The 18,153-nt window shown below is 61.7% G+C and carries 14 protein-coding genes, 4 pseudogenes and 1 riboswitch; of the genes and pseudogenes, 11 read left to right on the top strand and 7 right to left on the bottom strand.

Features of this window, described 5'->3' with window-relative positions:
- Positions 1–17: 17 nt before the first annotated feature.
- Positions 18–359, top strand: a complete 342-nt coding sequence (locus CUR85_RS02105; protein WP_067261442.1) for an ArsR/SmtB family transcription factor — start codon at positions 18–20, stop codon at positions 357–359.
- Complete coding sequence (locus CUR85_RS02110; protein ID WP_067261440.1) at positions 352–1,383, top strand: permease; 1,032 nt, start codon at positions 352–354, stop codon at positions 1,381–1,383. The genes CUR85_RS02105 and CUR85_RS02110 overlap by 8 nt, the downstream gene beginning before the upstream one ends.
- A 128-nt stretch (positions 1,384–1,511) precedes the next feature.
- On the opposite strand, the gene CUR85_RS02115 is transcribed toward CUR85_RS02110, so the two are convergent.
- A complete protein-coding gene (locus CUR85_RS02115) occupies positions 1,512–2,915 on the bottom strand; it encodes a sensor histidine kinase (protein ID WP_231886275.1) in 1,404 nt (467 codons plus the stop codon).
- 495 nt (positions 2,916–3,410) lie between these two features.
- On the opposite strand from CUR85_RS02115, the gene CUR85_RS02120 reads away from it, so the two are divergent.
- From CUR85_RS02120 to CUR85_RS02140, 5 genes and pseudogenes are all read left to right on the top strand, one after another.
- Complete coding sequence (locus CUR85_RS02120) at positions 3,411–4,004, top strand: acyl-homoserine-lactone synthase (protein ID WP_271693841.1); 594 nt, start codon at positions 3,411–3,413, stop codon at positions 4,002–4,004.
- A 231-nt stretch (positions 4,005–4,235) separates the two neighbouring features.
- Positions 4,236–4,895 (top strand): ABC transporter ATP-binding protein, encoded by a 660-nt coding sequence (locus tag CUR85_RS02125; RefSeq protein ID WP_067261436.1) that lies wholly within the window; start codon positions 4,236–4,238, stop codon positions 4,893–4,895.
- Complete coding sequence (locus CUR85_RS02130) at positions 4,873–6,609, top strand: KpsE/RkpR family capsule polysaccharide export protein (protein ID WP_067261435.1); 1,737 nt, start codon at positions 4,873–4,875, stop codon at positions 6,607–6,609. The genes CUR85_RS02125 and CUR85_RS02130 overlap by 23 nt, the downstream gene beginning before the upstream one ends.
- Positions 6,606–7,438 (top strand): annotated as a pseudogene (gene kdsA / locus CUR85_RS02135) (3-deoxy-8-phosphooctulonate synthase). The gene CUR85_RS02130 and the pseudogene kdsA overlap by 4 nt, the downstream one beginning before the upstream one ends.
- Positions 7,439–7,465: 27 nt before the next feature.
- Positions 7,466–8,962: a phosphomannomutase/phosphoglucomutase gene (locus CUR85_RS02140; RefSeq protein WP_067261431.1), complete on the top strand. Its 1,497-nt coding sequence runs from the start codon at positions 7,466–7,468 to the stop codon at positions 8,960–8,962.
- A gap of 75 nt (positions 8,963–9,037) precedes the next feature.
- Here CUR85_RS02140 and CUR85_RS02145 read toward each other — a convergent pair whose 3' ends face one another.
- The 5 genes and pseudogenes from CUR85_RS02145 to CUR85_RS02165 form a co-directional block, all read right to left on the bottom strand.
- Positions 9,038–9,685, bottom strand: a complete 648-nt coding sequence (locus CUR85_RS02145; protein WP_067261430.1) for a phosphoribosylanthranilate isomerase — start codon at positions 9,683–9,685, stop codon at positions 9,038–9,040.
- Between the two features lie 9 nt (positions 9,686–9,694).
- Positions 9,695–10,045, bottom strand: coding sequence for a lipopolysaccharide assembly protein LapA domain-containing protein (locus tag CUR85_RS02150; RefSeq protein WP_067261428.1), 351 nt, complete (start codon positions 10,043–10,045; stop codon positions 9,695–9,697).
- Positions 10,045–10,329: an integration host factor subunit beta gene (gene ihfB / locus CUR85_RS02155; RefSeq protein WP_067261426.1), complete on the bottom strand. Its 285-nt coding sequence runs from the start codon at positions 10,327–10,329 to the stop codon at positions 10,045–10,047. The genes CUR85_RS02150 and ihfB overlap by 1 nt, the downstream gene beginning before the upstream one ends.
- Positions 10,330–10,613: 284 nt before the next feature.
- Positions 10,614–12,277: pseudogene (gene rpsA, locus CUR85_RS02160) on the bottom strand (30S ribosomal protein S1).
- Positions 12,278–12,703: 426 nt separating this feature from the next.
- Positions 12,704–13,456 (bottom strand): response regulator, encoded by a 753-nt coding sequence (locus CUR85_RS02165; RefSeq protein ID WP_067261422.1) that lies wholly within the window; start codon positions 13,454–13,456, stop codon positions 12,704–12,706.
- A gap of 130 nt (positions 13,457–13,586) precedes the next feature.
- On the opposite strand from CUR85_RS02165, the gene trmB reads away from it, so the two are divergent.
- The 4 genes and pseudogenes from trmB to CUR85_RS02185 all read left to right on the top strand — a co-directional run bounded on the left by trmB (position 13,587) and on the right by CUR85_RS02185 (position 16,869).
- The gene (trmB, locus tag CUR85_RS02170) at positions 13,587–14,288 is read left to right on the top strand and encodes a tRNA (guanosine(46)-N7)-methyltransferase TrmB (protein WP_067261420.1); all 702 of its coding nucleotides are present in this window, start codon (positions 13,587–13,589) and stop codon (positions 14,286–14,288) included.
- Between the two features lie 106 nt (positions 14,289–14,394).
- Positions 14,395–15,746 (top strand): annotated as a pseudogene (aroA, locus tag CUR85_RS02175) (3-phosphoshikimate 1-carboxyvinyltransferase).
- Positions 15,743–16,246 (top strand): hypothetical protein, encoded by a 504-nt coding sequence (locus CUR85_RS02180; protein ID WP_067261417.1) that lies wholly within the window; start codon positions 15,743–15,745, stop codon positions 16,244–16,246. The pseudogene aroA and the gene CUR85_RS02180 overlap by 4 nt, the downstream one beginning before the upstream one ends.
- Positions 16,243–16,869 carry a (d)CMP kinase gene (locus CUR85_RS02185; protein WP_067261415.1) on the top strand — a complete coding sequence of 209 codons (627 nt, stop codon included), beginning with the start codon at positions 16,243–16,245 and terminating at the stop codon, positions 16,867–16,869. Before CUR85_RS02180 ends, CUR85_RS02185 begins: the two co-directional genes overlap by 4 nt.
- Before the next feature lie 45 nt (positions 16,870–16,914).
- Here the strand turns inward: CUR85_RS02185 and metK are convergent.
- Positions 16,915–18,095, bottom strand: a pseudogene (gene metK / locus CUR85_RS02190) (methionine adenosyltransferase).
- A gap of 4 nt (positions 18,096–18,099) precedes the next feature.
- A riboswitch (SAM-SAH riboswitch) is annotated at positions 18,100–18,148 on the bottom strand.
- Positions 18,149–18,153: the final 5 nt, after the last annotated feature.

Raw genomic sequence — 18,153 nt, forward strand, 5'->3', positions numbered from 1 at the left:
TCGATATTTCTAGAATCATGAAACAAGAATCCTCAACCCCCGCACTCACCCTTGCCGCCAGCAGCTTTGCGGCGCTTGGATCGGAACAACGCCTTCTGGTGCTGCGCACGCTGGTGCGCGCCGGATCAGAGGGGCTGAACATCGGCACGCTGGGCGAACGCACCGGCGTGACCGGCTCGACCCTGACACATCATCTGAAACTTTTGGCCTCTGCCGGTCTGGTGAAACAGGAAAAACAAGGCCGCAGCACCATCTGCGCCGCCGTCGCCTATGAAGAAGTGCAAGCCTTGGCGAATTTCCTGCTGACCGAATGCTGCGCGGACGCAATCGACGGCTGCACGGAGCATACCCATGGCTGATACCACACAAACCCTCCCCGCGTTGCACCGCTTGGCCTTTCTGAAAGGCGCTTGGGGCATCACGCTGGCGCTCTTGGCGCTGATTGCGCTGCTGGATCCGCCGCAGGTCATGCCAACAGTCATTTTCGCGTCCGAGGCGCTTTTGCACACCGCGCCCTTCATCGCCTTCGCGGTGCTGGCCGTGGCCTATCTCAAAGCCAGCGGAGCCGAGAGCCTGCTTGCCCGCGCGTTCGAGGGCAACCCGGCACGGATGGTGGTAATGGCAGCGGCGCTTGGCGGCCTGTCCCCCTTTTGCAGCTGCGAGGTGATCCCCTTCATCGCCGCGCTGCTGGCGGTCGGCGCCCCGCTCGGCGCGGTGATGGCCTTTTGGCTGGCCTCCCCGCTGATGGACCCGGCGATGTTCGCGATCACCTCGGGCACGCTCGGCTTCGACTTCGCCTTGGCGAAAACCATCGCGGCGCTTGGCGTCGGCATGTTCGGGGGTTTCACCGTCATGGCCCTGTCCCGCACGCCGATTTTCAACGCCCCCCTGCGCCCGCAGCCTGCGAAAAGCAGCTGCTGTTCTTCGGCCAAACCCTTTTCCGGCGCGCCGGTCTGGAAGTTCTGGCAAGAGGCCGAGCGCCGCGCGAGCTTTGCCGACACGGCACTGACCAATGCGCTGTTCCTCGTCAAATGGTTGACCCTCGCCTATGTGGTCGAAGCCCTCATGCTGACCTATGTGCCCGCGGAATGGATTGCCAATGTCTTGGGCGGCACCGGGATCATGCCGATCATTCTGGGCGCATTCGTCGGCGCGCCGGCCTACCTGAATGGCTATGCCGCCGTGCCCCTGATCGACGCGCTGCTGGCGCAAGGGATGACCCAAGGCGCGGCCATGTCCTTTGTCGTGGCGGGCGGGGTAAGCTGCATTCCGGCGGCCATCGCGGTCTGGGCACTAGTGAAACCGCATGTCTTCGCCGCCTATATCGGCTTTGCCTTCGTCGGAGCGATCTTTGCGGGTGTGATCTGGCAGTTGGTGGCGTGACCGAATCAAACTGACGACCCGAATGCGGGGGCGGGAGAAATGCCGCCCCCTTTTTTCGTTTCGACTGTTACTGAGGCGAGGGCAGATGCCGCCCACGCCGAGAGGCCGGGTAGCGAGGCGCTCGCGACTTACGCCGCCGCGCGCTCCCCATCTGGCTTGTCAGAAGCCTCATCCCCAATCGGCCCCTCGCCATTCACCATATCTTTGACAGCCATCCCATGGGGCAATTCCTTCCCCGTACCATTGCCCAAGGGCATATCGATATAGAAGGTCGTGCCGGGGCCATCGTTCTTGAAATAGTCGATCTGCCCGCCCAAGGCTTCGATGATCCGTTTGGAGATGTTCATCCCCAGCCCGGTGCCGCCAACGGCCCGCTGGTCCGAGGAATCGATTTGCGAGAATTCATCAAAGACCTTCTCGCGCTCGGATTCGGCAAGGCCGATCCCCTCGTCGATCACGCTGATCCGCACCTTGTCGCCAAGGTTGACCGAGGTGACCTTGACCGTCGACCCGGCGGGCGAGAATTTGGCCGCGTTCGACAGAAGGTTGGACATCACCTGTTGCAGGCGTTTCTCGTCCGTAGCGATCCCTGCAGGCTCCGACGGTTTGGCATAGCGCAGCGTCACGCCAAGATTGCCTGCAAAGGATTGGTTCAACTCAATCGCATCTTCGATGATGGTCTGCACCTCAAGCGGTTCGATATCAAAGCTGATCTTGCCCGCCTCGAACTTTTGCAGGTCGAGAATCTCGTTAATGATCGACGTCAGCCGCGCCGAATTGCGCTGTGCGATCTTTAGAACTTTCTCCATCTGCGGGGTCATTTCGCCCAAAACCCCGGCGCAGGCCATATCAAGCGACCCTTTGATCGAGGTCATCGGCGTGCGCAGCTCATGGCTGATGGTCGAGACGAATTCAGTCTTCACCTTGAACGCGATCTTGGTTTTCTCATGCTCGACCTTGAGTTCTTCAAGCTGGCGCAGATTGGTGCGGTACATCTTCAGGAAGATGCGAGAGCAATCGACGATAAAATAGAGGACGAAGACCACGGTGAACAACTGGGTCCAAAGCTCGGATTCGATGCTCGCCCCCGTGCGCACGATATCCCAGATCGGGATGAAGAGGAATGTCGCGCCATAGATCGCAAGCCGCAGCATCAGCACCGGCAGGATATGGTGGTTGTTCATCGAGGCGAAGAGCGCCGCGGCAAAAAGGAAGAACAGCGGCAGGAAATGCGTCGTCGCCCCCTGCTGAAGCGCGATCCCAAGGGCGAAATAGCTGATCACCCCGGCGCTCAGCACCGTGCCGATATAGATGCGGTTCATGAACAAACGCGCCAAACGTGGGCTGCGCCCCCGCCAGCGGGTGATGCGCAGGAAAAGCAGATAGTCAAAAGTCTCAGAAATCGCGATCAGGATCACGGTCGAGATCGACAGCCACAGATCGTAATAGAACGCAGACAGGAAAATGGCCGCCGCAAAGATCATCTGCCGCTGCCAGAAAAGGTTAACACCGACTTGGGAGTAGTCCCGCATCTGCTGTACCTTTGTCGCGTCTGCCAGATGCGGCGTTTGAATCGGGCCGTATGTTACTTTTTCCTGCGACATCGCTCTCGTTTTCTTCGGTCGGCTGCTCGAATGCCGGCATTCTGCCGACAAACGCCCTTAACATGTTGCATTTAGGCATCGAAGCACATGTTAGACGCGATCATCTTCCCTTCTACACCCGGAAATGGGACATAAGTATGGCCATTTCATGCAACTAGAGGTTAGCCTCTTGATAAGAGGTATTTTTACAGCGAATTTTCGAGGTCCAACATGAGTCTGCAAGGACGGAGCTTCAGTGGAAAATCTTGGCAGGATGTTCTTCCCGAACTGACGCCACAGGACGCTAAGGCGCTGGAAGTAAAGAACAACCGCTTTCCGCGAAAGCTGCTTGGCAGCAAATCGACAGAGACTGATCCCTATAGCCCCGAAGCCCTTGCGCGGGCCAACCCCTATATGCGTGCCACAACTTTGTCATTTTTGAACATGCATCAGCACGGGGAATTATTCGTTAACTTCCTCCGGGCGCGGCGCCGAATCTTCATCGACGACAAGCAATGGGATCTCCCTCAGGTTGATGGGATGGAGTTTGACCAATACGACACGCCCCGCGCGCGTTGGATCGTTTTGCATGAATATGGGGAGGTCATGGGCGGCGTGCGCCTAATGCCCACCACCTCGACCTGCGCGCAATACAGCTACATGCTGCGTGATGCGCAACTGGGGATGCTGCCGGACATTCCGCAGGACGTGCTGTTTTTCAAAGCGCCCGTGCGCGACGACATCTGGGAAGCCACCCGCCTGTTCCTGACCAGCGCAGTCCCCGCCCAACGCCGCATTGCCGTGCAACGTATGCTGATGAACCAGATGGCCGGTGCCGCCTATGCCATGGGCGCAAGCCATGTTCTGGGCATCGTGCCCGCCACCTTCAGCCGCTGGATGACCCGGCTCGGCTTGATGAGCGCCGTGCCCGTGGGCCCGGTGCAAAACATCGACGGAGACCGCACGCAGGCGGCCTTGATGAACGTCAGCTACATCGGCGAGATGGCCCCGACCGAGAGCACCCACACGCTGCACTGACCCCCGCGCGGGCGCGGGCCGATATGCCCTTCCCTTATGCCCCCTCCCCCGCAGGATACCCGTCCTGCGGGCAGCAGGTTTTACCGTTACCAAACAGCCCCTCACGGCGCCCTGCCCCAGCGAACGCCCGCGTTTCGACATATTGTGGTCAAATTCCGTGAATAAACGGTTAAGATACCTCTGATACCAGAGGCGCCGCGACGCCCCGCTTAGCACCAACCGGAGCAGCGAATGCTGGAATTTGAAAATGTGTCCAAGTCCTTTTGGACGGGATCGCAGCACAAGGTCATTCTTGACCGGGTGTCTTTTCGCGTGGAGCTTGGCAACTCCTTGGGCATTCTGGCCCCCAACGGCACCGGCAAAACGACCCTGATCAACATGATGGCCGGGCTAGAAAAACCCGACGAAGGTGAGATCAGGCGCGGCTGTAACATCTCGTTTCCTTTGGGTTTTATGGGCGGGGTGGTCAACAAGGTCTCAGCCATGGAGAACGCCCGCTATATCGCGCGGCTCTATGGGCTTGACCCCGATTACGTGGAAAGCTTTTGCCGCTGGCTCTGCGGTTTGGGGGAATATTTCGACCAGCCGCTCGGCACCTATTCCGCCGGGATGCGGGCGCGTTTCTCATTCGCGCTGATGTTGGCGCTGGATTTTGATATCTATCTGATTGACGAAGGCATGCCCGGCACGACAGACGTGGAATTCAACCGCAAGGCGGGTGATATTCTGAAAGAACGGCTGCGGACCACCACGATCATCATCGTCTCGCATCAGGCCCATACGCTTGAGAAATTTGCCCGCTCCGCCGCTGTCCTTTTGGACGGCAAGCTACATATGTTCGACACCTTGGAAGAAGCGAAACAGCTCTATGACTACGAAACCCAAGGCTAGAAAATTCCGCATCCGCAAGGCGCCGCCCCCCTCGGGCAGCAGCACCGCGCCGAGCAGCACCGAGAAGGCGCAAGCGGGCCAGACGGACGCCGAAAAGGCCGCGCGCAAGGCCAAGCTGCGCGCCGTCGCCGATGCGACCGAGGTGGAACCCTCGCACAGCAAGGAAGCCTTGGAACATGCTGCGCGCAGCGGCAAAGCCCCCCACTCCGAAAGCGCCCGCTCGGGCGAGGTGTCTTCCGCCAATGAAGTCTCAGCCGAGCAGGACATTGACGCGATCCGCCGCGAGGGGCTGACAGGCCGCCAATTGCGCATGGCGCGTCGCGTAGCGCAGAAACACGGGCTGGCGCCGACCTCGGATTTCGACGCGGTGCGCCTTTTGCGCGCCAAGGGGATCGACCCGTTTCAACGGTCCAACATGCTGGAACTCGTGGTCCCGCAATCGGGCGATCCGGCGGACAGCGGCCTGCCCGCCACCCGCGGCCAGCCCGGCGATCCAAAGGTGCAACTGCCCCAGACCACGCCCCGCGGCCCGCGCGGTCTGCCCTCGACCGATGTCAGCCCCGCCGAACGTCGACAGCGCGAGATCTCGGACATTCAGCGCGACATCACCCGCCGCCGCCGCCGCAAAGCGGCCATGCTGCTGGTCCGGCTGGCCTTTTTCGTCATGCTGCCGACCATCGCCGCGGGTTATTATTTCTACAAAATCGCCACACCGATGTATGCCACCGAAAGCCAGTTTCTGATCATTCAGAACGAGGGTGGCGGCGGCTCCAGCCCCTTTGGCGGGCTGCTGCCCACGCAATTCGCCAATAGCGCCGACAGCATCGCCACGCAGGCCTATCTGCAATCGAAAGACGCGATGCTGCGGCTCGACGAAGACGCAGGGTTTCGCGCCCATTTCGCCGACCCTGAGATCGACGCCATCCAACGGCTTTCGGAAAACCCCAGCAACGAAGAAGCCTATAAGTCCTACAAGAAGAACGTCAAAATCGGTTACGACCCGACCGAAGGCGTGATCCGGATGGAGGTGATCGCCGCCGATCCCGAGGTCTCGGAAGAATTCTCGAAACGTCTGCTGACCTATGCCGAAGAGCGGGTGAATGACCTGAGCAAGCAAAAGCGCGAAGACGGCATGCGCGACGCGCTGGAGGGTTATGAAACGGCGCTGGAGAACCGCCGCGCAGCGCAGGAGGCGCTGATCAAATTGCAGGTCGACAACAACGTCGACCCCGAGGCGATGATCGCCTCGATCCGCACGCAGATCACCAATTACGAGACCCTGTTGATCGAAAAGGAACTTGAACTCGCCGCCCTGCTCGACAACCAGCGCCCGAACCAAGCCAAGGTCGATGGCGCGCGCGGGGATGTGCGACGGCTACGCGAGCAGCTCACCAAACTGCGTGAGCGGATGACCGCCGCCAACGAAGGCGAAAACTCGCTGGCGCAACAGGCGGTCGCCGCCCAGCTTGCGCAGGCCGATCTGGCCTCTGCCGACATGGTGCTGCAAAGCGCGCAAACCGCAATGGAACAGGCCCGAACCGAGGCCGGGCGGCAGGTTCGCTACCTCACCGTGGCGGTCAACCCCGTGGCCCCGGACGAGGCGACCTACCCCCGCAAGTTCGAAAACACGATATTGGCTTTCCTTATCTTTGCAGGCATCTACCTGATGTTGTCTCTGACAGCGTCCATTCTAAGAGAACAGGTAACTTCATGACCCAGCTGCGCATTGGCAATCTGACCGTCGGCAATGATCGTCCCCTCACCGTGATCGCTGGCCCCTGCCAGTTGGAGAGCGAAGACCACGCGCAGATGGTCGCGGGGTGTTGAAAGAGGCATGTGACGCCGCAGGCGCGCAGTTCATCTTCAAGGGCAGCTATGACAAGGCCAACCGCACCTCCCTCTCGGGCAAACGCGGTTTGGGCATCGAAAAGGGGCTGCAAGTCCTGCAATCTGTGGCCCGCGCCAATGAAGTGCCGGTGCTGACGGATGTGCATAATGAGGCGCAATGCGCGCAGGCCGGTGACGTGGTCGACGTGTTGCAAATCCCCGCCTTCCTCTGCCGCCAAACCGACCTGCTGCTCGCCGCCGGGGAGACCGGAAAGGCGGTGAACGTGAAGAAGGGTCAGTTCCTCGCCCCTTGGGAAATGCAGAACATCGTCGACAAGATCGAAAGCACCGGGAACCGCAACATCCTGCTGACCGAACGCGGCACCACCTTTGGCTACAACACGCTGGTTGCCGACATGCGCAGCCTGCCGCAGATGGCTCAGACCGGCTACCCGGTGGTGATGGACGCGACCCATTCCGTCGCCCAGCCCGGCGGCAAGGGCGGCTCTTCGGGCGGCCAGCGTGAGTTTGCCCCGGTCATGGCCCGCGGTGCTGCCGCCATCGGCGTTGCGGCGATCTTCATGGAAACCCACGAAGACCCCGACCGCGCGCCTAGCGACGGGCCCAATATGATCTACCTCGACCAGATGCCGGGGCTGATCAACCTGCTGATGCAATTCGACGCGCTGGCCAAAAGCCATCCGCTGACTTTCTAAATTTATCTTAAAAAGCGAGTATTTGACGTGAGTAAACCGGCCTCCACCGTGACCCCGAACACTTGGGAATTTCTGCGCGATGCGATGATCACCCCGACAGGTTTTCGCGAATATGACGCGCGTTGGAAATACCCCGATGACATTAACCTGCCCGGCATCACCGCCCTTGGCCTTGGGCTTGGCACGCAGATGCATGCGCGTGGGATTGAGCCTGTCATCGCCGTGGGCAATGACTATCGCGACTATTCGCTCTCGATCAAAAACGCGCTGATGCTGGGGCTGATGCAGGCCGGGATCACGGTCAAGGATATCGGCCCGGCGCTTTCCCCAATGGCCTATTTCGCTCAGTTCCACCTCGATGCCCCCGCCGTTGCCATGGTCACGGCGAGCCACAACCCGAACGGCTGGACCGGCGTCAAAATGGGCTTCCAACGCCCCCTGACCCACGGCCCCGACGAGATGGCCGAACTGCGCGACATCGTCCTGAATGGCCGTGGTGAACGGCGTCCGGGCGGGGCCTACGAGTTCGTCGAGGGCGTGCGCGAAGCCTATCTGGATGACCTTGTCGGTGACTTCAAGATGACCCGCAAACTGAAGGTCGTCTGCGCCACCGGCAATGGCACCGCATCGGCCTTCGCGCCCGAATTGTTCCGCCGCTTGGGGGTCGAGGTCGTCGATAGCCACAACACGCTCGACTACACCTTCCCCCATTACAACCCGAACCCCGAAGCCATGGAGATGCTACATGACATGGCTGACAGCGTCCGCGCCTCCGGCGCTGATCTGGCGCTCGGTTTCGACGGTGACGGGGACCGCTGCGGCGTGGTGGATGACGAGGGCGAAGAGATCTTCGCCGATAAGATGGGTGTCATCATGGCCCGCGATCTGGCCAAACTGCACCCAACCAGCACCTTCGTCGCGGATGTGAAATCCACCGGGCTCTTCGCCTCGGACCCTGAGTTGCAGAAGCACGGGGCCAAGGCGGACTATTGGAAAACCGGCCACAGCCACATGAAACGCCGTGTCAAAGAACTGGGCGCGCTGGCGGGCTTCGAAAAGTCCGGCCACTATTTCTTGGCCGAGCCGATTGGCCGGGGCTATGACTGCGGCATGCGCGTCGCGGTGGAAATCTGCAAGTTGATGGACCGCAACCCCGACAAATCCATGTCGGACCTGCGCCGCGCCCTGCCCCAGACCTATTCGACGCCCACCATGTCGCCCTATGCCTCGGACACCGAGAAATACGCCATCCTCGACCGGATCGTGCAAAAGCTCACCGCCAAGGCCGAGGCCGGGGACAAGATCGGCGGCCGCGCGATTGCCGAGGTCATTACCGTCAATGGCGCGCGCGTCATGCTGGACAACGGCGGCTGGGGCCTCGTGCGGGCTTCCTCCAACACGCCGAACCTCGTCGTGGTCTGCGAAAGCCCCGAATCTGACGCGGAAATGCGCGCGATCTTCGCTGATATCGATGCGGTGATCCGCACAGAGCCGGGCGTGGGCGATTACGATCAATCGATCTAATCGCCAGTTACGGCACCAGAACGACAAAGGCCCGGGGCATCGCCACCGGGCCTTTTTTCTTTGAACTAGAAGGTCTTACTTCAGCGCCGCTTCGCAGAAGGCGCGGATGCGTTCGGCATCCTTCATCCCCGGCGCGCTCTCAACCCCCGAAGAGACATCAACCTGTCGCGCCCCGGTGAGGGCAATCGCCTCCCCCACATTCTCGGCGTTCAGCCCCCCGGCGAGCATCCAAGGCTTCGGCCAGCGCCGCCCGGCGATTAGCCGCCAGTCAAAGGCCAGCCCGTTGCCCCCCGGCAGCACGGCATCCTTGGGTGGTTTGGCATCGAGCAAAAGCTGATCCGCGACGGTGACATAGTCGTTCAGCAGCGCCAGATCATCGCGATCGGCCACGCCGACGGCTTTCATCACCGGCAGTCCATAGCGCGCCTTGACCTCGGCCACCCGCGCCGGGCTTTCGCTGCCGTGCAGCTGTAGCATGTCCAGAAAGGGCACCGCGGCCAGCAGCGCATCCAGCGCCGCATCGTCGGCATTGACGGTCAGCGCGACCTTGCAAATGCCGTCAGGCACCGCCTCGGTCATATGCGCCGCGGCCTCCAGCGACAGATGGCGGGGGGATTTTTCGAAAAAGACGAACCCCAGCGTGCGTGCGCCCGCCAGAAGGGCGGCGGGCACATCGGCAGGGTCGGTCAGACCGCAGATTTTTACGTTAACGTTCTCAGGCATGGGTGGGGTTTAGCCTGCTTCGTCGAGCAGCGCCAGCACCTCATCCTTGCCCTGATGCTTCTCTTCCTTGAGGCGGATCACCTCACGCTCCAACCGGCGCCGCTCGCGTGCCTGCCGCGCCAGTTCGGCCCGGTGGCCGTGTTCGCGGATCCATTCCCAAACGAAGCCCACCAAAAGCCCTACGATGATCCCGCCAAGGATCACGATAAAGAGCGGCAGTTCGATAGAGGGGTTCACGGCAAACCAACCTGAAATCTCGGTCGGAAGCACTTGAAGTGTCACGATGTTCCGGTTCGCCAGAGCAACGGAAACCAGCGCAATCGCGAAAAGCGCGATGCAGGCATAACGAATGTAACGCATCAGCTTTTCCCGTTCAGCCGGTCACGCAAGAGCTTGCCCGTCTTGAAGAAGGGCACATGCTTTTCTTCGACATTCACCGTCTCACCGGTGCGCGGGTTGCGCCCCACTCGGGCATCGCGTTTCTTAACGGAAAAAGCACCGAAGCCGCGCAATTCGACCCGGTCCCCACGCGCCATGGCGCCCGTGATCTCATCAAAGACCGTGTTTACGATCCGCTCAACATCACGTTGATAAAGATGCGGATTGTCGTCAGCGATCTTCTGGATCAGTTCCGACCGGATCATGGCACGTCCCCCGAGAATTTATTGATGTCTTACCCGACTATAGGAAATAACGCCCCACACGGGAAGGTGTTCCACCAGCGCCGCGATAGATTTTTCGCAGCGAAACCCCTGTTATTTCGGCCCTTTTCCGCCGCCTGCCGCCGCTGAAGGCCAAGGCGCGTAGGGATTGGGCATAAGGGCTAAAACCCGCTTCGCGATTCGACCCCGCCCCCGGAACAGCAAAAGGCCCCGCATGTCGCCATGCGGGGCCTTCGCTAAGGTCACATATTCAACGTGGAATATGCTTACTCGTCGTCGCCTTTCAGCGCCGCACCAAGGATGTCGCCCAAGCTCGCGCCGGAGTCGGAGGAACCGTACTGCTGTACCGCCTCTTTCTCTTCCGCGATCTCGCGTGCCTTGATGGAGACGCCCAGACGGTGTGCTTTCGCGTCGACGTTGGTGATGCGCACGTCGACCTTGTCACCGACCGAGAAACGCTCGGGCGCTGTTCGGCACGGTCACGGCTGAGGTCGGAACGACGGATGAAGCTCTTCATGCCTTCGTATTCGACTTCGATGCCGCCATCTTCGATGGAGGTCACGGTCACGGTCACGATCGAGCCGCGCTTCACGCCGCCCACGGCTTCGGCGAACTTGTCACCGCCGACGTTCTTGATCGACAGCGAGATGCGCTCCTTCTCGACGTCCACTTCGGAGACAACGGCCTGAACCACGTCACCTTTGCGGTAGTCTTGGATGGCTTCTTCGCCGCGCTGGTCCCAGCTGAGGTCGGAGAGGTGAACCATGCCGTCGATGTCACCGGGCAGGCCAACGAACAGACCGAATTCGGTGATGTTCTTGACTTCGCCTTCGACCTCGGTGCCCTCGGGGTGGGTCTCAGCAAAGACTTCCCATGGGTTGCGCATGGTCTGCTTCAGACCAAGGGAAACGCGACGTTTGGCGCTGTCGATTTCCAGAACCATGACTTCGACTTCTTGCGAAGTGGAGACGATCTTGCCGGGGTGCACGTTCTTCTTGGTCCAGGACATCTCGGAGACGTGGACCAGACCTTCGACACCGGGCTCCAGCTCGACGAATGCGCCGTAGTCGGTGATGTTGGTCACGCGGCCGCTGTGCACGGAACCCAGCGGGTATTTCGCGCCAACCAGATCCCACGGATCTTCCTGCAGCTGCTTCATGCCGAGGCTGATGCGGTGGGTCTCTTTGTTGATCTTGATGACCTGAACCTTGATGGTCTCGCCGATCGACAGGATCTCGGACGGGTGGTTCACGCGGCGCCATGCCATGTCGGTGACGTGCAGCAGGCCGTCGACACCACCAAGGTCAACAAACGCACCGTATTCGGTGATATTCTTGACCACACCATCGACGGTCTGACCTTCGGTCAGGTTGCCAATGACTTCGGCACGCTGTTCGGCGCGGGACTCTTCGAGGATCGCACGGCGCGATACAACGATGTTGCCACGACGGCGGTCCATCTTGAGGATTTGGAACGGCTGCTTGAGACCCATGAGCGGGCCTGCGTCGCGCACGGGGCGCACATCGACTTGGGAGCCGGGCAGGAATGCAACTGCGCCGCCGAGGTCGACGGTGAAGCCACCTTTGACACGGCCAAAGATCGCGCCTTCGACACGCTCTTCTGCGGCATAGGCTTTTTCCAGACGATCCCAGGCTTCCTCACGGCGGGCCATTTCGCGGCTGATGACGGCTTCGCCACGCGCGTTTTCGACTTGGCGAAGGAAAACTTCGACTTCGTCGCCAACTTCGATTTTGGGGGATTCGCCGGGATCAGCAAATTCTTTCAGCTCAACGCGGCCTTCCATTTTGTAGCCGACGTCGATGATGGCTTGGCCCGCTTCGACAGCGATCACCTTGCCTTTGACGACTGTGCCCTCTTGGGGCGTGTCCATTTCAAAGCTTTCGTTAAGAAGCGCTTCGAATTCGTCCATTGCTTTAGTCATGTAGCTTTTCGTATCCTTATCAAATGTTTCTGGCCGCGCGGTTGTCTCCGCCGGTCTGGAGTTGCAATTGGTCGTTGTGGTGGCACCGTGCCGTTCTTGTCAGAGAAGCTCCGACATAAAAGCACAGCGGTTGACCCGCAGCCGAACGCAAACAAAAGAGGGCCGGTTAGTACCGACCCTGCCCGCTATATCGCGTCCGAAGCTGTAACCGCCCCTTAGACAAGGCGCGTATAGGCGAATTTTGACGCTCCTGCAAGGGCTATGGCGTGCTGGCCGGGGATATGCGGGGTTCTGCCGGGCAAGGGTTCCATAGCACGCCCGGGGATAGAGGGCACCACAACTGATCAGGGCCATCGCGGCGCTGCAACCTCTTCATAGCGATCTGCACGGCCTCCGCCGCGGTAAGCCTGCCGCTCACCCGCCCCAGCCCGCGCCCAGCCCCGGCGCGGGTTTCGGCGGATCGGCAAGATCGCCTTCGGCAAGGTCACTGCCTTGATAGCTGGCAAGGTCCTCAACAAACTCCCACAGACGCAAGAAAGTATAGTCGACCTTCCCCAACGCCTCCGCCACGGCGGCGGGGTTCGACCGGTCCAAGGCGCATAGCGCGCGCATGTTCTCATTCATCATCGGCTTGATATCCTGCGCGCATTCCTCGGTGAACCGCCGTAGAACGCTTCGCAGTTCAGACCGTTTTTGCTCCTGCGTGGCCACGCCCAGTTGCAGCGCGGTCTTGTGAAGCGCGTGAAAGGCGGAACGCCTCAGCGTGCTTTGCGAGAGTTCATCCTTGGCGATATAGTCACTACAGCCGCCGCGCAGCGCTTCGATTGCGACGTCGCTCTGCTCCGTCCCGGTGACCATCACCGTGGCCACACCGCCGTTGCGCGGGTGGGCGCGGATCATCTGCAAGCCGCGCAGGCCATCCCCATCGGGCAGGTTGTAGTCCAGCAAGATGAGGTCAAACGCCCCCTCATCCAACTGCTGAGCAAGGGCGGCGACGCTCTCTGCCTCGGTCAAAGAAACCGGAAAGTCCAAGCCACCGCAGAGCCGTTTGATCCGCATCCGATCAAAGCGCTGGTCATCGACGATCAGGATACGCGCCGCCGCCAAAGGCCCCGCCGCGCCATCCGCCCTATCGCCTGCACCGCTTCCGCGCCTTGCCACGCTCATCAGCCGTCCCCCTGCTTTGCCTCGGCATTTAGACCCACGGAGCCTAACAAATGGTTAACCCGCCCCTATTCGCCGCCAGCCTTGCAGAGGAATGTTGCGGTGGCGCGGCGGGGCCGCTACATGAGCCGCCATGAGTGATACAACACGCCCCCGCCGCAACTTCTATGGCCGCCTCAAAGGCAAAGCGCTGAAGAAGTCGCAAAAGACCTATATTGACGAAGACCTCGACGCATTGTCGCCGGGGGCCGTCGATTGGGAGAGCAATCCCGACCGTAGGCCCCTCGACCTCGATACGCTGTTTGGCGGGCGCAAGGTCTGGCTGGAAATCGGCTTTGGCGGCGGTGAGCATCTGGTGCATCAGGCCGGGCAGAACCCCGATGTGGGCATCATCGGCTGCGAGCCCTATATCAACGGCGTCGCGATGTTGCTGGGCAAAATCCGGCGCGCGGGCGTGGACAACCTCGCCATTCATCCCGGTGACGTGCGCGATATGTTCGACGTGCTGCCCGAAGCCTCCATCGACCGGGCGTTCCTGCTTTATCCCGATCCTTGGCCGAAAACCCGTCACCACCGCCGCCGTTTTGTCACGCCCGAGCATCTGGAGCCCTTGGCCCGCGTGTTGAAACCCGGCGCGATCTTCCGCGTGGCGACGGATATCGAAGACTACGTTCGCCAGACGCTCGAACAGGTGCCGCAGCATGGGTTTGATTGGCTGGCCGAAGGGCCTGACGATTGGCGCGCGCCTTGGGATGACTGGATTTCGACCCGCTATGAGCAAAAGGCGCTGCGCGAAGGGCGCACCCCGCATTACCTGACCTTTCGCAAACGCTAAGTATTTGCAGCTGATACCACCCCGTTTCCAATCCATCGCACGCGCGGCGATGGACGCTGCCGCCCGCCTGCGATAATAGGAACCTTGAGCAGATCAGAGGTACCTCATGTCCAGTCACGGCAGCCCCATTCCCATGTCATCGCGCGCCTGCGGGCCGCTTAGCGGCACCGCCGAAGTGCCCGGCGACAAGTCGATCTCGCACCGCAGCCTGATCCTTGGCGCTATGGCTGTGGGCGAGACCACGATCACCGGGCTTTTGGAGGGGCAAGACGTGCTCGACACCGCCAAAGCCATGCGCGCTTTCGGGGCCGAGGTGGTCGACCACGGCGGCGGTTCCTATTCCGTGCATGGCGTGGGCGTCGGCGGCTTTGCCGAGCCGGACAATGTGATCGATTGCGGCAATTCCGGCACTGGTGTGCGGCTGTTGATGGGGGCGATGGCGACCTCTCCGATCAGCGTGACCTTCACGGGCGATGCCAGCCTCAACAGCCGCCCGATGGCGCGGGTGACCGATCCGCTGGCGCTGTTTGGCACGCAATCCGTGGGCCGCGCCGGGGGCCGCCTGCCGATGACACTGGTCGGCGCCGCCGAGCCTGTGCCGGTGCGCTACACCGTGCCCGTGCCTTCCGCGCAGGTGAAATCCGCGGTGCTGCTGGCGGGGCTGAATGCGCCGGGCAAAACCGTGGTGATCGAGGCCGAAGCCACCCGCGACCATACCGAACGGATGCTGGCGGGCTTTGGCGCCGAGATCACGGTTGAAGAGACCGACGAGGGCCGCGTCATCACCCTGACCGGCCAGCCCGAGTTGAAGCCGCAGCATATCGACGTGCCGCGCGACCCCTCCTCCGCCGCTTTCCCGGTTTGCGCCGCGCTGATCGTGCCCGGCTCGGACGTGCTGGTGCCGGGCATCGGGTTGAACCCGACCCGCGCAGGGCTGTTCACCACCCTGCGCGAAATGGGCGCGGATCTGACGTATGAAAACGAACGTACCGAGGGCGGCGAGCCTGTGGCCGACCTGCGCGCAAAGTTCTCGCCCAACCTCAAGGGGATCGAAGTCCCCCCGAACGTGCGGCGAGCATGATCGACGAATACCCCGTGCTCTCTGTCGTTGCAGCCTGTGCGACGGGCGAGACCGTGATGCGCGGCGTCAAGGAACTCCGCGTCAAGGAAAGCGACCGGATCGAGGCCATGGCCAGCGGCCTGCGCGCCAATGGGGTCGCGGTCGAAGACGGGCCGGATTGGTGGACTGTCAAAGGGCTGGGCCATGGCAATATCCCCGGGGGTGCGACCTGCCAAAGCCATCTCGACCACCGTATCGCCATGTCGTTCCTGATCCTTGGCATGGTCGCACAACAGCCGGTGCAGGTGGACGATGGCGGGCCCATCGCCACCTCCTTCCCGATTTTCGAGCCGCTGATGGCCTCTTTGGGTGCACAGGTCGAACGGTTGCCTGCGTGACAGGCAACCGGCTGATCTGGCTCAGCCTTTGCGCTGCACTGGCCTTTGCAGCCCTTGCGGGCTTTGCCGAGACAGATCTGCGCGCGGCGGGCATGGGCGTCTTGGACGGGCGGCTTCTGGGCTATGATCTGCCCGGGGCGCGCGCCTATCTGTCAGCACTCAGCCCCGAACAGACGGCGCTGTATCTCGGCCAGTTCCGGCTGGCCGACACCGCGTTTCCTGCCCTCTTGGCGCTTGCCCTGCTGCTGTGGTTCCGGCGCTGGTCGTCGGGCGGGCTGCGGCTGGGGCTGACGCTGGCCGTGGCACTATATCTGGGGGCGGATTACACCGAAAACATGCTGATCGGGCGGCTGGTCGAATTGGGGCCGGACCGGATCACCGCACAGGCCGTCGCAACGGCGAGCCTGTTCACAAAGGCGAAATGGGTGATACTGGCGGGCTGTTTCACGGCGGCCCTGCTGCTTGGCCTACGGGCCCGGAACAAAAGGAATTTGCAATGACAGATAACAGAACCAACGGCATCACCGTTGCCATCGACGGCCCCGCCGCTGCGGGCAAAGGCACCGTGGCCAAGGCGGTGGCGGCGCATTTCGGCTTTGCGCATCTCGACACCGGGCTTTTGTACCGCGCGGTCGCGGCCAAGACCCTCACCGGGATGGACCCCGAGGAAGCGGCCCAGACCCTCGCCCCCGTCGATCTGGAAGACCCTACTCTGCGCAGCCCCGAGGTGGCCCAAGAGGCCAGCAAAGTGGCGGTGATCCCCGCAGTGCGTGCCGCCCTTGTGCGGTTCCAGCGCAGCTTTGCCACCCGCGCGGGCGGCGCGGTGCTCGACGGGCGCGACATCGGCACGGTGATCTGCCCCGACGCGCCGGTCAAACTCTTCATCACCGCCAGCCCCGAAGTGCGCGCACAGCGCCGTTTCGCCGAACTGTCGGGCAAGGGGATCGAGACCAGCTATGAAGATGTGTTGGAAGATGTACGCCAGCGCGACCTGCGCGACATGAGCCGGGACCAAGCGCCGCTGAAACCCGCCGAGGACGCCAAACAGATCGACACAACGGAAATGGCGATCGAAGATGCGGTGGCCGCCGCCGTGGCCTTGGTCGAGGCGAAACGGGGCTAACCCCGCTGCGAAAAGGGTGGGCGCTGTCGCCCACCCCCTCAATACTTACACAGCCGTTTTCAACTGATCGACCAGATCGCGGCGCTCCCAGCTGAAACCGCCATCCGCGTCGGGCGCGCGGCCAAAGTGGCCATAGGCCGCCGTGCGCTGGTAGATCGGCTTGTTCAACTGCAAATGCTCACGAATGCCGCGCGGGGTCAGGTCAATGATCTGGCGGATCGCCTTTTCGATCGCCGCGTCATGCACGTCACCGGTGCCATGGGTGTCGCAATAGATCGACAGCGGCTCGCTCACGCCAATCGCATAGCTCAACTGGATGGTGCATTTGTTCGCCAGCCCTGCCGCCACGACGTTCTTGGCCAGATAGCGCGCCACATAGGCCGCCGAACGGTCGACCTTGGTTGGGTCTTTGCCCGAGAACGCGCCGCCGCCATGCGGTGCGGCCCCGCCATAGGTATCGACGATGATCTTGCGCCCGGTGAGGCCCGCGTCGCCATCCGGCCCGCCGATCACGAAAACGCCGGTGGGGTTCACGTGCCAGACGGTGTCGGCGTCGATCCACCCCTCGGGCAGCACCTCACGGATATAGGGCTCCACGATCTCGCGGATATCGGCGCTGGTCTGGCTTTCGCTCTCATGCTGCGTCGACAGCACGATGGAGCTTACGCCCACCGGTTTGCCGTTCTCGTAACGCACCGAGAGTTGGCTTTTCGCATCGGGCCGCAGGGTCGGCTCGGTCCCGTCTTTGCGCACCTCGGCCAGACGGCGCAGGATCGCATGGGCGTAGTGGATCGGCGCGGGCATCAACTCGGGCGTCTCATCGGTGGCAAAACCGAACATGATGCCCTGATCGCCTGCGCCCTCTTCCTTGCCATCGGAGGCATCGACGCCTTGGGCGATATGCGCCGACTGCGGGTGCAGCAGATTGGTGATCTCACATGTCGCGTGGTGGAACTCATCCTGCTCGTAACCGATGTCTTTGATGCAGGCGCGGGCGATATCCTCGACACCCGCCAGATATTCATCGAGCTTGGTCTTGTTGGCCAGCCCGACCTCGCCCCGATCACGACGCGGTTGGTGGTGGCAAAGGTTTCGGCGGCGACCCGCGCTTCGGGTTCCTCGCTGATGAAAGCGTCGAGGATGGCATCGGAAATCCGGTCGCAGACCTTATCCGGGTGCCCCTCGGAAACGGATTCCGAAGTGAAAGTATAGTTCTGACGGGACATGTAGTGCTCCAATAAAAATTACGCACCACGTCAGGAAGCCGTTGTGGTGCTCTCCCAA

The sequence above is a fragment of the Sulfitobacter faviae genome, assembly GCF_029870955.1.
Taxonomy (GTDB): domain Bacteria; phylum Pseudomonadota; class Alphaproteobacteria; order Rhodobacterales; family Rhodobacteraceae; genus Sulfitobacter; species Sulfitobacter faviae.

What these genes read in the sequence shown, in the direction of transcription:
- CUR85_RS02105 (WP_067261442.1), top strand. Translation starts at nt 18, where the DNA reads ATGAAACAAGAATCCTCAACCCCCGCACTCACCCTTGCCGCCAGCAGC.
- CUR85_RS02110 (WP_067261440.1), top strand. Translation starts at nt 352, where the DNA reads ATGGCTGATACCACACAAACCCTCCCCGCGTTGCACCGCTTGGCCTTT.
- CUR85_RS02115 (WP_231886275.1), bottom strand. Translation starts at nt 2,915, where the DNA reads ATGCGGGACTACTCCCAAGTCGGTGTTAACCTTTTCTGGCAGCGGCAG.
- CUR85_RS02120 (WP_271693841.1), top strand. Translation starts at nt 3,411, where the DNA reads ATGCATCAGCACGGGGAATTATTCGTTAACTTCCTCCGGGCGCGGCGC.
- CUR85_RS02125 (WP_067261436.1), top strand. Translation starts at nt 4,236, where the DNA reads ATGCTGGAATTTGAAAATGTGTCCAAGTCCTTTTGGACGGGATCGCAG.
- CUR85_RS02130 (WP_067261435.1), top strand. Translation starts at nt 4,873, where the DNA reads ATGACTACGAAACCCAAGGCTAGAAAATTCCGCATCCGCAAGGCGCCG.
- CUR85_RS02145 (WP_067261430.1), bottom strand. Translation starts at nt 9,685, where the DNA reads ATGCCTGAGAACGTTAACGTAAAAATCTGCGGTCTGACCGACCCTGCC.
- CUR85_RS02150 (WP_067261428.1), bottom strand. Translation starts at nt 10,045, where the DNA reads ATGCGTTACATTCGTTATGCCTGCATCGCGCTTTTCGCGATTGCGCTG.
- ihfB (WP_067261426.1), bottom strand. Translation starts at nt 10,329, where the DNA reads ATGATCCGGTCGGAACTGATCCAGAAGATCGCTGACGACAATCCGCAT.
- CUR85_RS02165 (WP_067261422.1), bottom strand. Translation starts at nt 13,456, where the DNA reads ATGAGCGTGGCAAGGCGCGGAAGCGGTGCAGGCGATAGGGCGGATGGC.
- trmB (WP_067261420.1), top strand. Translation starts at nt 13,587, where the DNA reads ATGAGTGATACAACACGCCCCCGCCGCAACTTCTATGGCCGCCTCAAA.
- CUR85_RS02185 (WP_067261415.1), top strand. Translation starts at nt 16,243, where the DNA reads ATGACAGATAACAGAACCAACGGCATCACCGTTGCCATCGACGGCCCC.